Source organism: Microbispora sp. H10836, assembly GCF_012999525.1.
Classification (GTDB): Bacteria; Actinomycetota; Actinomycetes; order Streptosporangiales; family Streptosporangiaceae; genus Microbispora.
Genome location: NZ_JABBWU010000017.1, coordinates 80,243 through 93,250, shown reverse-complemented (window position 1 = coordinate 93,250; position 13,008 = coordinate 80,243). Strand labels below are relative to the sequence as shown.

At 71.7% G+C, this 13,008-nt stretch carries 10 protein-coding genes; 3 read left to right on the top strand and 7 right to left on the bottom strand.

What is annotated here, in order from left to right; translation table 11 throughout:
* The first annotated feature begins 116 nt into the window (after positions 1-116).
* A complete protein-coding gene (locus tag HHX30_RS28190) occupies positions 117-854 on the top strand; it encodes a polysaccharide deacetylase family protein (protein WP_169985267.1) in 738 nt (245 codons plus the stop codon).
* Here HHX30_RS28190 and HHX30_RS28185 read toward each other — a convergent pair.
* The 7 genes from HHX30_RS28185 to HHX30_RS28155 all read right to left on the bottom strand — a co-directional run bounded on the left by HHX30_RS28185 (position 793) and on the right by HHX30_RS28155 (position 9,400).
* On the bottom strand, positions 793-2,013 hold the full coding sequence (locus tag HHX30_RS28185; RefSeq protein ID WP_311922894.1) for an acyltransferase: 1,221 nt from the start codon (positions 2,011-2,013) through the stop codon (positions 793-795). The two genes, HHX30_RS28190 and HHX30_RS28185, sit on opposite strands and share 62 nt — an antisense overlap.
* A gap of 62 nt (positions 2,014-2,075) precedes the next feature.
* Positions 2,076-3,623 (bottom strand): glutamine-hydrolyzing GMP synthase, encoded by a 1,548-nt coding sequence (gene guaA / locus HHX30_RS28180; protein WP_169985265.1) that lies wholly within the window; start codon positions 3,621-3,623, stop codon positions 2,076-2,078.
* A gap of 42 nt (positions 3,624-3,665) precedes the next feature.
* Positions 3,666-4,550 (bottom strand): SAM-dependent methyltransferase, encoded by an 885-nt coding sequence (locus HHX30_RS28175; RefSeq protein ID WP_169985263.1) that lies wholly within the window; start codon positions 4,548-4,550, stop codon positions 3,666-3,668.
* Positions 4,551-4,606: 56 nt separating this feature from the next.
* Positions 4,607-6,325 carry a GMC oxidoreductase gene (locus HHX30_RS28170; RefSeq protein WP_169985261.1) on the bottom strand — a complete coding sequence of 573 codons (1,719 nt, stop codon included), beginning with the start codon at positions 6,323-6,325 and terminating at the stop codon, positions 4,607-4,609.
* Positions 6,326-6,338: 13 nt separating this feature from the next.
* Positions 6,339-7,895, bottom strand: a complete 1,557-nt coding sequence (locus HHX30_RS28165) for a succinic semialdehyde dehydrogenase (protein ID WP_169985259.1) — start codon at positions 7,893-7,895, stop codon at positions 6,339-6,341.
* A 63-nt stretch (positions 7,896-7,958) separates the two neighbouring features.
* A complete protein-coding gene (locus tag HHX30_RS28160) occupies positions 7,959-8,810 on the bottom strand; it encodes an alpha/beta fold hydrolase (RefSeq protein WP_169985257.1) in 852 nt (283 codons plus the stop codon).
* A complete protein-coding gene (locus tag HHX30_RS28155; RefSeq protein WP_169985255.1) occupies positions 8,807-9,400 on the bottom strand; it encodes a TetR/AcrR family transcriptional regulator in 594 nt (197 codons plus the stop codon). The genes HHX30_RS28160 and HHX30_RS28155 overlap by 4 nt, the downstream gene beginning before the upstream one ends.
* Positions 9,401-9,516: 116 nt before the next feature.
* On the opposite strand from HHX30_RS28155, the gene HHX30_RS28150 reads away from it, so the two are divergent.
* Both HHX30_RS28150 and HHX30_RS28145 read left to right on the top strand, forming a co-directional pair.
* Positions 9,517-11,457: a beta-propeller domain-containing protein gene (locus HHX30_RS28150; protein ID WP_169985253.1), complete on the top strand. Its 1,941-nt coding sequence runs from the start codon at positions 9,517-9,519 to the stop codon at positions 11,455-11,457.
* Positions 11,458-11,519: 62 nt separating this feature from the next.
* Positions 11,520-12,998: an ATP-binding protein gene (locus HHX30_RS28145; protein WP_211592638.1), complete on the top strand. Its 1,479-nt coding sequence runs from the start codon at positions 11,520-11,522 to the stop codon at positions 12,996-12,998.
* The last annotated feature ends 10 nt before the right edge of the window (positions 12,999-13,008 follow it).

The following is a 13,008-nucleotide window of genomic DNA, read 5'->3' as shown; positions in this document are numbered from 1 at the left end:
CGCTTCCCGCCCCAGGTGGACGCGGGTTTTCCGACGGTACGGAACCGGACTGACGAGGAGGAAGTGCCGCGAAGCACGTTACGATGCCGCGTTATAGATTCCCGAGGAGTATCCCCATGGCTGTACGTCGCCTGATCCCTGTGGCCGTCGCGTGCGCCCTCGCAGCGGCCACCGCCACTCCCGCGCAGGCTCGCGGGACCGATGAGCCGTACTGCGCGACCCACAAGTGCATCGCCCTGACCTTCGACGACGGTCCGGGCCCGTACACCCAGACGTTGCTGAAGACTCTCGCCCAATACAAGGCGAAGGCGACGTTCTTCGTCATCGGGACGGAGGTGAAGAAACATCCGAAGCTCACTCAGCTGATCGCCAAGTCGGGCCACGAGATCGGCAATCACTCGTGGGACGCCAGCTACCTGACCGAGCTCACGTACGCCCAGATCAACAAGAAGATCGGCGACGCCCAGCGGCTGATCCAGAAGACGACGGGCAAGGCTCCGAAGCTCTTCCGCGCCCCCGGCGGGCTGCGCAACGGCGGAGTGCAGGAGATCACCGCCAAGTTCGGGCTCCTCCAGGTGCCCGGCACGACCGCCACGAAGGACTACATCAAGGACTACCGGCACGTGGACCTTCTCACCGACCGGGCCCTCGACGTGGCCGGCGAGGGCGAGGTCGTGCTGATGCACGAGACCGTCAAGGAGACCGTGCAGTCGATGCCCGAGGTGCTCCAGACGCTGACCGCGGAGGGCTACAGCTTCGTGACGGTGTCCACGCTGCTGGAGGGCCGGGAGCTCACCCCGGGACAGGTATATCCCGACCGGTCGGGGACGGTGACGACGGCCGCCGTCGAATGATCCTGCGGCCCAGCGCCTGGGCCGGCGCCTCCACGAAGCGGTAGGTGAGCCAGCTCAGCGTGAGCAGCGCCACGAGGTAGCCGAGCGCGAGAGCCGTCCGGCCGGTCGGCGCGAGCGACCGCAGGTCGCCGGCGAGCACGTTCAGATACTTGAGCAGCGGGTGGTGCAGCAGGTAGACCGAGTAGCTGATCAGGCCGAGCCAGGTCAGCACGCCGGGGACGCGCCGCCCGCGCAGCGCCATGCCGAGCGCGAACGTCCCGCCGGCGAGGACCATCGTGGTGATCCACACGTCGGGCTGCACCCACCACCATCCCGCCTGCATCGACCACACCGGCGCGGCGGCCACCAGGGCCGCCGCGACCACGACCGGGCCGAGCCCGGCCGTCCCCCGCTCCCACCGGTACAGCGCCGTCCCCGTGAACATCACCGCGAGGATCGCCGCGCCGAACCACGGCACGAAGCTGCCGAACACGAGCAGCACGAGCGCCATCAGGCCCAGCGCGTACGCCGCGACGGTCCGGAACCGGCCGGTGATCAGGCAGACCAGGCCCGCGACGAACAGCACACCGGTGGCGACGGCGGGCCACGGCCCCGGCAGCAGCGGCGCCGACAGCACCAGCCCGGCGCCCACCGCCACGACGCCGAAGGCGATCGCCAGCGTCCCGCTGCGCCGGTGTACGCCGCCCACGAACAGCGCGGTCACCAGCAGGTAGAACACCATCTCGTACGACAGCGTCCACATCGGGTCGGCGAGGGCGCCGGTGTGGACGACGTCGAGCAGCATGCTCACGTGCGCGGCCACGGCCGAGGGGTGCCGGGGCACCTCCTGCCGCACCGGAACCCAGAACGCCATCGCGAGCACGAGGGCGATCACCAGCAGATACAGCGGGTACAACCGGAAGACCCGGCTGACCCAGAACGCCCCGACGTCACCCCTGTTCTCCAGGGACGCGGGGATGATGTACCCGCTGACCAGGAAGAAGACCAGCACGCCGTACATGCCGAGGCTGAACCAGTAGGGGCGCAACGACGGCATCAGCCAGGGCAGCGCGTGCTCGGCGACCACCGCCATCGCGCCGATCCCCCGCAGGGCGTCGAGCCAGGCGAGTCTGGTGGCCTTGGCGCCGGAGCGAGCGGTGACGGGCTGAGTGGCAATCACCGCGATACCCTATCCAGCACGGCCGGGATCAATCCGGTTGATCTCCACTCATCGATCCCGGATTACTCCCACTCGATGGTGCCCGGCGGCTTGCTCGTCACGTCGAGGACCACCCGGTTGACCTCGCGGACCTCGTTGGTGATCCGAGTGGAGATGCGCGACAGCACGTCGTACGGCACCCGCGACCAGTCGGCGGTCATGGCGTCCTCGGAGCTCACCGGCCGCAGGACGACGGGGTGGCCGTAGGTGCGGCCGTCACCCTGCACGCCGACCGAGCGGACGTCGGCCAGCAGCACGACCGGGCACTGCCAGATGTCGCGGTCGAGACCGGCGCGGGTGAGCTCCTCGCGGGCGATCGCGTCGGCCTCGCGGAGCAGGTCGAGGCGATCGCGGGTGACCTCGCCGATGATCCGGATGCCGAGACCGGGGCCGGGGAACGGCTGGCGCCAGACCATCGCCGGGGGCAGGCCGAGCTCCTCGCCGGCCCGCCGCACCTCGTCTTTGAAGAGCGTGCGCAGCGGCTCGACCAGCTGGAACTTGAGGTCCTCGGGCAGCCCGCCCACGTTGTGGTGGGACTTGATGTTCGCGGTGCCGGTGCCGCCGCCCGACTCGACCACGTCCGGGTAGAGCGTGCCCTGCACGAGGAAGTCCACCGGCCCGTCGGCGATGATCGCGCGTGCCTCGTCCTCGAAGACCCGGATGAACTCCCGGCCGATGATCTTGCGCTTCTCCTCCGGGTCGGTGACGCCGGACAGCGCCTTGAGGAAGCGCTCCGAGGCGTCCACGACGCGCAGCTTGACGCCGGTCGCCTCGACGAAATCGCGCTCGACCTGCTCGGCCTCGCCCTTGCGCAGCAGGCCGTGGTCGACGAATACGCAGGTCAGCCGGTCACCGATGGCCCGCTGCACGATCGCGGCGGCCACCGCGGAGTCGACGCCGCCCGACAGGCCGCAGATCGCCCGGCCGTCACCGATCTGGGCCCGCACCGCCTCGACGGCGTCCTCGACGATGTTGAGCATGGTCCAGGAGGGACGGCAGCCGGCCGCCTCCAGGAAGTGCTTGAGCACCTGCTGCCCGTGCTCGGAGTGGAGCACCTCGGGGTGGAACTGCACGCCGTACAGGCCGCGGGAGGGGTCCTCCATCGCCGCGACCGGGGTGGCGTCGGTGGAGGCGGTGACGGCGAACCCGGCCGGGGCGCCGACCACGGAGTCGCCGTGCGACATCCAGACGGTCTGCGCCACGGGCAGCCCGGCGAACAGCAGGCCCTCCCTGAGGACCTGGAGCGCGGTCCCGCCGAACTCGGCGGAGTCGGTCCTGGCGACCTCGCCGCCGAGCGCCCGGGCCATGGCCTGGAAGCCGTAGCAGATGCCGAAGGTCGGCACCCCGGTCTCGAACAGGCCGTCCGGGACCGGCGGGGCGCCCTCGGCGTACACCGACGACGGGCCGCCGGACAGGATGATCGCCTTCGGCTTCTTCTCCAGCATCTCGTGGACCGGCATGGTCGACGGGACGATCTCGGAGTAGACGTGGCACTCACGCACCCGTCGTGCGATCAGCTGCGCGTACTGCGCGCCGAAGTCCACGACGAGGACCGTGTCGAACTCAGACACTGGAAAGGACCCCCATGAAGGCAGCGAGGCGGTAACGCCAGTCTATCGGCGCGGTGACGCGTCCCGCCCGGCCGTGCCGCGCGGGCGGGCGCGGGTCAGCACCGAGATCTCACTGGAGGCCAGCGCGTCGGAACGCGCCCAGAACGCCGGATCGACGGCGTCGCGCTCCGGCACCTGCTCGATCACCTCGAGGCCGTGCTCCTCCAGCAGGTCCGCCGCCTCCGCCGGGCTCAGGAACGTCTGCCAGGGCTCGCCGCGCTCGGCCAGCAGCGGCATCAGGGTCTCGGCGTACGCCCGGGCGCGCGGGCCGCGCAGGTCCTCGGGCAGCAGATGGTCCACGACGATCTCGCTGCCGGGGGCGAGGCGGCCGAGCCCGGCCAGCGTACGGGCGACGGCCTGACGGGTGAGATACGCGGTGACGCCGAGCCAGCTCACGAACGCGGGCCGGGCGAGATCGAAGCCGTGCGCGGCCAGCCGGTCGACCGCGCGGCCGTCCTCCAGGTCCATGGGGACGTACGTGAGGCGGGGCGGCGCCGGGAGGCCCGCCCGCTTCAACGCCTCCCGTTTCCAGCGCTGGGTGGCCGGGTGGTCCACCTCGAAGACCTCCACCGGCCCCGAGGCCGACCGGCAGGCGTAGGAGTCCAGCCCCGCGCCGAGGATCACGTACTGGCGGACGCCCCGCCGTACGGCGTCGGCCAGGCGCCCCTCGGTGTAGCGGCTCCGGGTGACGACGGCCGCGCGCAGCCCGGCGAGCACGGGATGGTCGCCCATCGCGCGATGAAGGCCCACCAGATCCGCCGCGCACTCCCCGAGCACGGCGTACGCCGGGGGATCGCGGAAGACGACCGGCTCGCCGTCGACGACCAGGTGCGCGGCGCGTGCCGCCGCCGTGTGGAGCGCGGTCCCGCTGGGTCCCTCGGCCTGCACGCGTCGAGCGTAAACCGCCGTGAAGATCTTGACGATAGGGCCGATCGGATGCCGGATCAGGAGGGCGCGGGCTCTGCCGGGGGCGGGGAGCCGGGGGCCGCGCGGTGGGTGATCTCCACGATGGGCAGGCGCAGCGCGCCCGGCGCGGACGCCGGGACGACCGGCCGCACGGGCGCGATCGGCGTTTGCCGCGCGTACGGGGAGCCGAGGGCGGGCCGGGGGTCGGGCTCGCCCTTGTTGGGCCACAGCGCCATCGCCCGCTCGGCCTGGGCCGTGATCGTGAGCGAGGGGTTCACGCCGAGGTTGGCCGACACGGCCGAACCGTCCACGATGTGCAGCCCCTCGTATCCGTAGACCCGGTGGTAGGGGTCGATGACGCCGGTCTCGGGCGAGTCGCCGATCGCGCAGCCGCCGAGGAAGTGCGCGGTGGCGGGGATGTCGAACAGGTCGAGCCAGGAGCCGCCCGCAAGGCCGTCGATCTCCTCGGCCGCCAGGCGGACGGCCTCGTGCCCGGCGGGGATCCAGGTCGGGTTCGGCTCGCCGTGGCCCGGGCCCGCCTTCAGCCTGCCGCCCTTCAGCGAGAGCGTGATCGAGTTGTCCTTGGCCTGCATGACGAGGGCGATGATCGTGCGCTCCGACCAGCGGCGGTGGTTGAACAGCCGAGGCACCAGGTGGGGCCGCCGCAACGCCGCGCCGAGGAACTTCAGCCAGCGCGGGACCCGGCCGCCCCCGTCGACCAGCAGCGTGCGCAGCGCGGCGATGGCGTTGGAGCCGTCGCCGTACCGGACCGGCTCGATGTGCGTCTCGGGGTCGGGATGGATCGAGGAGGTGATCGCCACGCCCCGGTTGAGCTTCTCCCCCTTCGCCGTGAGCCGCTCGAAGCCGAGGAGGGCCTCGGAGTTCGTCCGGGTCAGCACGCCCAGCCGGCCCGACAGGCGCGGCAGCGTCGTCGCCCTGAGCCGGTGGAGCAGGTGCTGCGTGCCGTACGTGCCGGCGGCGAAGACCACCTGCCCGGCGGTCAGCGTCCGGGTGCGGCCGAACGGTCCTGTGCGCCTCACCGTGATCTCGTAGCCGCCCTCGATCGGCCGTACGCCGGTCACGGTGGTCTCGGGATGGACCCTCGCCCCGGCCTTCTCCGCCAGATAGAGGTAGTTCTTGATCAGCATGTTCTTGGCGCCGTGGCGGCAGCCGGTCATGCACTCGCCGCACTCGGTGCAGCCCCGGCGGCGCGGCCCCACCCCGCCGAAGTACGGGTCGCCGACCTCCACGCCGGGCTCGCCGAAGAACACCCCGACCGGCGCGAGATGGAAGGTGTGGCCGACGCCCATCCGCTCGGCGACCTTCTTCATCACCTCGTCGGCGGCGGTCACCGTCGGGTTCTCCACCACGCCCAGCATCCGCCTGGCCTGGTCGTAGTACGGCGCGAGCTCGGCCTTCCAGTCCGTGATGTGGCGCCACTGCGGGTCGTCGAAGAACGGGTCGAGCGGCTCGTACAGGGTGTTGGCGTAGACGAGCGAGCCGCCCCCGACCCCGGCGCCGGCCATCACCATCACCCCGTTGGGCCCGCGCAGGACGTGGAAGCGCTGGATGCCCTTCAGGCCGAGCGCGGGTGCGAACACGAAGTCCCTGGCCCGCCAGGAGGTCTTGGGGAAGGTCTTCTCGTCGAACCGCCGGCCGGCCTCCAGGACGCCGACCGAGTATCCCTTCTCGGTGAGCCGCAGCGCGGCCACGCTCCCGCCGAATCCCGACCCGATCACCGCGACGTCGTAGTCCAACGCCCCGCCCTTCTCACTTGAGGTGCAGCCGCTTCATCGTCTTGAGCAGCCCCGCGAGCGTGTCGGCGTACCTGTCGTAGGTCATGCCGAGGATCGGCTCGAAGCCCAGCCACGTGGCCTGGCTCGCCACCGTCTGGACCTCCGTGTACCTCAGCAGGCCCTCGGTCCCGTGGCGGCGGCCGAGCCCGGACGACTTCATCCCGCCCATCGGCGCGTCGTAGGACGCGTACGCCGAGCCGTACCCCTCGTTGATGTTGACGGTGCCCGCCTTGATCCGGGCGGCGAGACGGCGGCCCCGCGCGACGTCCCCGGTCCAGATCGAGGCGTTCAGCCCGTACGCCGTGTCGTTGGCCGCGTGGACCGCCTCGTCCTCGTCCCTGAAGCGGTAGAGCGACACGACCGGCCCGAACGTCTCGTCCCGGCAGACGGCCATCTCCTCACCGACGCCGTCGAGGACGGTCGGCTCGTAGAAGAACGGGCCGAGGTCGGGGCGCGGCCTGCCGCCCGTCAGCACCGTGGCGCCCTTGGCGACCGCGTCCTCGACGTGCGCGGTGACCCCGTCGAGCTGCCGCTGCGAGGTGAGCGAGCCCATCTGCAGGTCCCAGTCGAGACCTGGGCCGATCTTCATGTTCTCCACCGCCCGCACGAACTTGTCGCGGAAGGCGCCGGCGACGGCCTCGTGCACGTAGAGCCGCTCGATCGAGATGCACAGCTGCCCGGCGTTGGTGAAGCAGGCCCGGATCGCGCCCTGCGCGGCGACGTCGAGGTCGGCGTCGTCGAGCACGATCATCGGGTTCTTGCCGCCGAGCTCCAGCGAGCAGCCGATGAGCCGCTTGGCCGCCTCCTCGGCGATCCTGCGCCCGCCGCGCGTCGAGCCGGTGAACGCGACGTAGTCGGCGCCGTCGATCAGCGGGTCGCCGATGTCCTCCGGATCGCCGAGCACGACCTGCCAGATGTCGCGCGGCATGCCCAGCTCGGCCAGCAGGTCGATCGTCCACAGCGTGGACAGCGGGGTCTGGATGTCCGGCTTGTGCACGACCGCGTTGCCCGCGATCAAGGCGGGGACCACGTCGGTGACGCCCAGGGCCAGCGGGTAGTTCCACGGGCTGATCACCGCGACCGTGCCCTTGGGATGGCGCAGCTCGGTGGCCCGGGTGGCGATCGGGAAGATGCCCTGCCTGCGCTGCGGCTCCAGCAGCCCGGGTGCCCGCCGCGCGTAGTAGAGCGTGCAGCCCGCCACGTCCGCCACTTCCTCGTACGCGTGGCGCCGCGCCTTGCCGGTCTCCCACTGCACGATGTCGAGCAACTCCTGGCGGCGGTCGAGCATCGCGTCGTGGAGCCGCAGGAAGGGCCTGATCCGCTCCCGGACCGGCAGCGCCGCCCAGGTCTCCTGCGCCTGCCTGGCCCTCGCGTACGCCGCCCGGACGTCCTCGGGGGTGGAGATCGGGACCTCGGCCAGGACCTCGCCGGTGAACGGCGCGAGGATCTCCCGCGTCTTGCCCTCCGAGGAGACGTGCGTGAGGATCCGGTCGACCACGGCCGCGTCGAGCGTCCGATTCATGGCACCCATGGCGGAAGAATATTCCGGAGCTCCGCTCGTGGCTACCGGTAAGTAATCACCCTCGCGCCGCGGTTACGCGCTCAGCACCGTGCGGAGCGTCTTCCCGAACTCCGCGGGATGCGTGGTGAGCCCCGTGTGCCCGCCGGGGAAGTGGACGAGCTCCGTGCCGAAGCGTTCGGCCAGGAAGGCGGCGGGGCGGTAGGGCAGCTCACCGCGCGAGTCCGCTCCGGCCGCGAGCACGAGCCGGTCCGACAGGGCCTCCAGGCGGGCCACGTCCGGCGTGTACGCCATGAAGCTCGGCACGATACGCCCGAGGAAGTAGGACATGTCCGCCATCGTCCGCTCGGCTCGGGCCGCCGCCTGTGGTGGCAACTCGGTGGCCGCCCGGGAGCCGGCCGGGGCGTCGGCTGGGCCGGCGCCGGGGCGCCTGAGACCTGCCGCGAACACCGCGGCCGCGGGCATCAGCCCCTCCCGGCGGAACGTGTCCCCGACGCGGGCGAGCAGCGCCCGGTGCTCGGCGGCGTCCGGCAGCACCTCGACCACCGGCGGCTCGTGCGCCACGACGCGTTCGACGCGCTCGGGATGGGCGGTGAGCAGGTGCAGCGCGACGATCGCGCCGGAGCTGCAGCCGGCCACGCGGGCGGGCGCGCCCGGAGACAGCAGGTCCAGCAGCCGCACCGCGTCGTCGGCGTGCCACGCGACCGACTGCTCGGCCTCCGGGTCGTCCAGAGGGCTGCGGGTGAGGCCGCGCGGATCGTAGGACGCGACCGTGTAATCGGCGGCCAGGTCGTCGGCGACCCCGTCGTAGGCGGCCGCGCCGCCCGTGCCGCCGGGGATCAGCAGCAGGAGCGGGCCCGTGCCGCGCACCTCGTAGTGCAGGGTGGCGCCGTCCACGCGCAGGCGGCCGGTGGTCGGGCTGGTCATGCGGGGTCTCCTTCGTCGCGCGGGGGCCAGTGCTCAAGGAGGGTGTGCAGGGCGTCGAGGCAGCGGACCCACGAGTCCTCCGCCGGCCGCGCGTGCGCGAACCCGCCCGCGACCTCGAGACTCGTGAAGCCGTGCAGCGTGCTGCGCATCAGCCGGACCGCGTCGGTCAGGTCGGGTTCCGCCAGCGCGTAGGCGCGCAGCATGCCGTAGGTCAGCTCGACGGCGCGTCGTGGCCCGGGCGCCCGGGCCACGAGCTCGGGATCGATCTGTATCGGGATCTGCGTCGCCATGTATCGGCCCGGGTGGTCGTGGGCGTACTGCCGCCAGGCGTTCGCGTACGCGACCAGCGCGTCCTTCCCGGCCCGCCCGGCGATCGCCTCCGCGATGCGGAGGGTCTTCTCGTCCGCCGCCAGCAGCGCGATCCGCCCGCGCAGGTCCTCCAGGTTACGTACGTGCGCGTAGAGACTGGCGTCCTTCACCCCGAGCCGCCGCGCCACCGCCGACATGGTCACGTGGTCGAGCCCGGCCTCGTCCGCCAGCTCGGCACCGGCGAGCGTCACCCGATCCGCCGTCAACCCGGCCCGCCTCATGCGCCCGCCCCTCTTCCTAAGGACATTAGCTCTTTCCTAATATCCCTAGATTGTATCTTGGACTCCAAGGCTGAAGGAACGTCGAACCGGAGCGGAATCCGATCCGTCTTGGGGGCATGAGGACATCGATTCGTACGGCGGGCGTTCTCGCCGCGCTGCTGGCCACGGGAGCCACGGGCTGCGCGGGCGGCCGTACGGCACAGGACTTCCCGCCCTCTCCGGCCGACCTGACCGGCAAGGTGCGGCTCGTCGCCTACACCGACTGTGACGAGCTGACCGAAGGGCTGCGGCAGGCGGCCGCGCGGAACGTGACCCCCTGGGGCTTCGGGGAGAACATGCTCTTCGCGGCCCGATCCGACGTCGCCGCCGCCAAGGAGGCGACGTCCGAGCAGCCGTCGCACTCGACCACGAACACGCACGAGGCGGGTGTGGACGAGCCCGACCTGGTCAAGACCGACGGCAATCGGGTGATCACGGTCACGAGAGGCGTGCTGCGCGTCGTGGACGCGAGGAGCCGGAAGGTCACCGGAACGCTGCGTCTCGTCGCCGAGGACCAGTCGTGGGCCCAGGCCGACCTGCTGGTCCACGGCGACCGCGCACTCGTGCTGTTCCAGGGCGGCGGGATCATCCCGTTCGGGGCGACGGCCAAGACCGGGGTCGGTCCCGGCGGCCCGAGATACGTGCTCGTGGACCTGTCCGGCGAGCCGCGCGTCCTCGGCGCGATGACCGTGCGGGGGCAGCACGTCGACGCCCGGCAGACCGGCTCCACGGTGCGGCTCGTCGTCCGGTCCCAGCCGGCGATCGCCTTCCCGGCCCCGAAGCAGAACGAGCCGGACAAGGATCTGCTCGAAGGCAACCGTCAGGCCGTGCTGTCCGCCCCTGCCGACGCGTGGCTGCCGTCGTACGACGTCGAGTCCGGCGGCGCGAGCCGCACCGAGCGGGTCGGCTGCGACCGGGTCAGCCACCCCGAGCAGTTCACCGGCACCTCGATGCTGACCGTCCACACGATCGACCTGGCCGCCGCCACGCCGTTCGGCTCACTCACCCCGATCGCGGTCGCGGCCGACGGCGACACCGTGTACGGCACCGCGGGCAGCCTCTACGTCACCAGCAATCCCCGCTGGTGGGCGGCCCGCCCGGTCGACGTGGTGCCGATCCCCGACGCCTCGGCCGCCACGCCCCAGGCGCCACCCGAGCGCACGGAGGTGCACCGCTTCGACGTCTCCGCCCCCGGCGCCCCGCGCTACGTCACCTCCGGATCGGTGCCGGGCCGGCTGCTGAACCAGTACTCCCTGTCGGAGTACGACGGCCACCTGCGGGTGGCGACGACCAGCGGCGCGGAGGTGTTCGGCGCGAGCCCGGGCGGCAGCGAGAGCGGCGTGTACGTGCTCGACGCCGGCACACTCGCACAAACCGGCTCGGTGACGGGCCTCGGCAGGGGCGAGCGGATCTACTCGGTCCGGTTCATGGACGGCCTCGGCTATGTGGTGACGTTCCGCCAGACCGACCCCCTGTACGCGCTGGACCTGCGGGACCCGGCCGCGCCGAAGGTCACCGGCGAGTTGAAGATCACCGGCTTCTCCGCCTATCTCCACCCGGCGGGCGAGGGGCGGCTGATCGGCATCGGCCAGGAGGCGAGCGGGAAGGGCCGCATGCTCGGCACGCAGATCTCGCTGTTCGACGTCGCCGACCCGGCCGCGCCCGCCGTGCTGTCGCGGTTCCACCAGGAGCAGTCCGGCTCCGAGGCCGAGTGGGACCCGCACGCCTTCCTCTACTGGCCCGCCACCGGGCTGGCCGTGCTCCCGCTCGCGAACTGGGCCGACGGCGGGATCGCGGGCAGCGCGGCCCTCGCCCTGCGGGTGGGCGACCGTGAGATCACCAAGCTGGGCGTCGTCAGCCACCCGCGGCAGCCCGCCAGGAGCGACTTCGCCCCCGCCGACCAGGGCATCCGCCGTTCCCTCGTCATCGGCGACGACCTGTGGACCCTGTCCGACGGCGGCCTCAAGGTCAGCGACGCGGCCACGCTCGCCGACCGGGCGTGGATCCCCTTCGCCTGACGACGTCCCCGTCACTGAATTACGGTCTAGCGAGCCGTATTTCAGTGACGGGATGATCGCTCATGGTGGCCAAACCGGGACACATCTTCGACCGGGACGGGGAGTGGGAGGCGCTGACCTCCTTCGCGACCGGCACCCAGGCGCAGGTGGCCTTCGGCGTCGTCAGCGGCCGCCGCAGGCAGGGAAAGACCTTTCTGCTCAAGAACCTCGCCGAGGCTCTCGGCGGTTTCTACTTCGAGGCGACGGAAGGCACGGAGATCGAGCTACTCCGCCTGTTCGGCATGGCCCTGGCCAGACACACCGGCTCCCCGGTCGGCTACCCGTTCGCGGACTGGCGGGACGCGCTCACCTTCTTCTTCTCGCTGGCCGAAGACGGTCCGAAACCGCTGATCATCGACGAGTTCCCGTATCTGATGAAGGCGAACCCGGCTCTGCCGTCCATCCTCAAGCAGGAGATCGACCTGCGCGGCCGCACGCACGGAGGCGCGAGCAACGCGCGGGTGCTGATCTGCGGCTCCGCGTTGCCGGTCATGGGCGAGATCCTCTCCGGACAGGCGCCGCTACGGGGCCGGGCCCGCCTGGAGCTCGTGATCCAGTCGCTGTCCTACCGGGACGCCGCAGAGTTCTGGGGCGTGCAGGACGACCCTCGCCTGGCGGCGATGCTCCACGCGGTCGTCGGCGGCACCCCGGCCTATCGGGACGAGTTCGTGCTGGGCGACCGGCCGGAGTCGGTCGAGGACTTCGACCGATGGGTGGTCCATACGGTCCTCGACCGGAGAACGTCGCTCTTCCGGGAAGGGCGCTACCTGCTCGCGGAAGAGCCCGACATCCGCGACCCCGCCCTCTACCACTCGGTTCTCTCCGCGGTCGCGGCGGGGAACGACACCTGGGGCGGCATCGCCGGTCACATCGGGTACAAGTCCTCCGACATCGCCCATCCGCTCAACGTCCTGGAGGACTGCGGGCTGCTGGTCAGGGAGAAGGACGCCTTCCGGCCGGGACGGACGCGGTACCGGATCGCGGAGCCGCTCATCACCTTCTACCAGGCCATCATGCGTCCGGAGTGGTCGGACCTCGGCCTCGGCCTCGCCGAGGAAGTCTGGCGGCGCTCCCGTCAGCGCTTCCTGTCGAAGGTGATGGGGCCGCACTTCGAGACCCTCTGCCGGGAGTACGCGTTGCGCCACGGCCGGGAGCACTTCGGCGAGGGCGGCATCGGCGAGGTCGCGGCCGGCACGGTGGCCGACCCCGTGGCCAGGACGCAGATCGACGTGGACGTGGCCGTCCTCGGCCCCGCCTATCCCGGCGAGCCCCGGGCTGTCAGGTCCCTGGGCGAGGCCAAGTGGGACAAGCTCATGGGCATGCGCCATCTGGAGCGCCTTCGCCGGGCCCGCGACCTGCTGTCGGCGAAGGGCTACGACACCTCCGGAACCGTACTGGCCTGCTACAGCGGAGCCGGCTTCGACGACGACCTCCGGGCCGAGGCCGCGCGAGACCCTGCCGTCCTCCTCGTGGACCTGCCGGCACTGTACGGCCGCGCGTGAATCCCTTTCC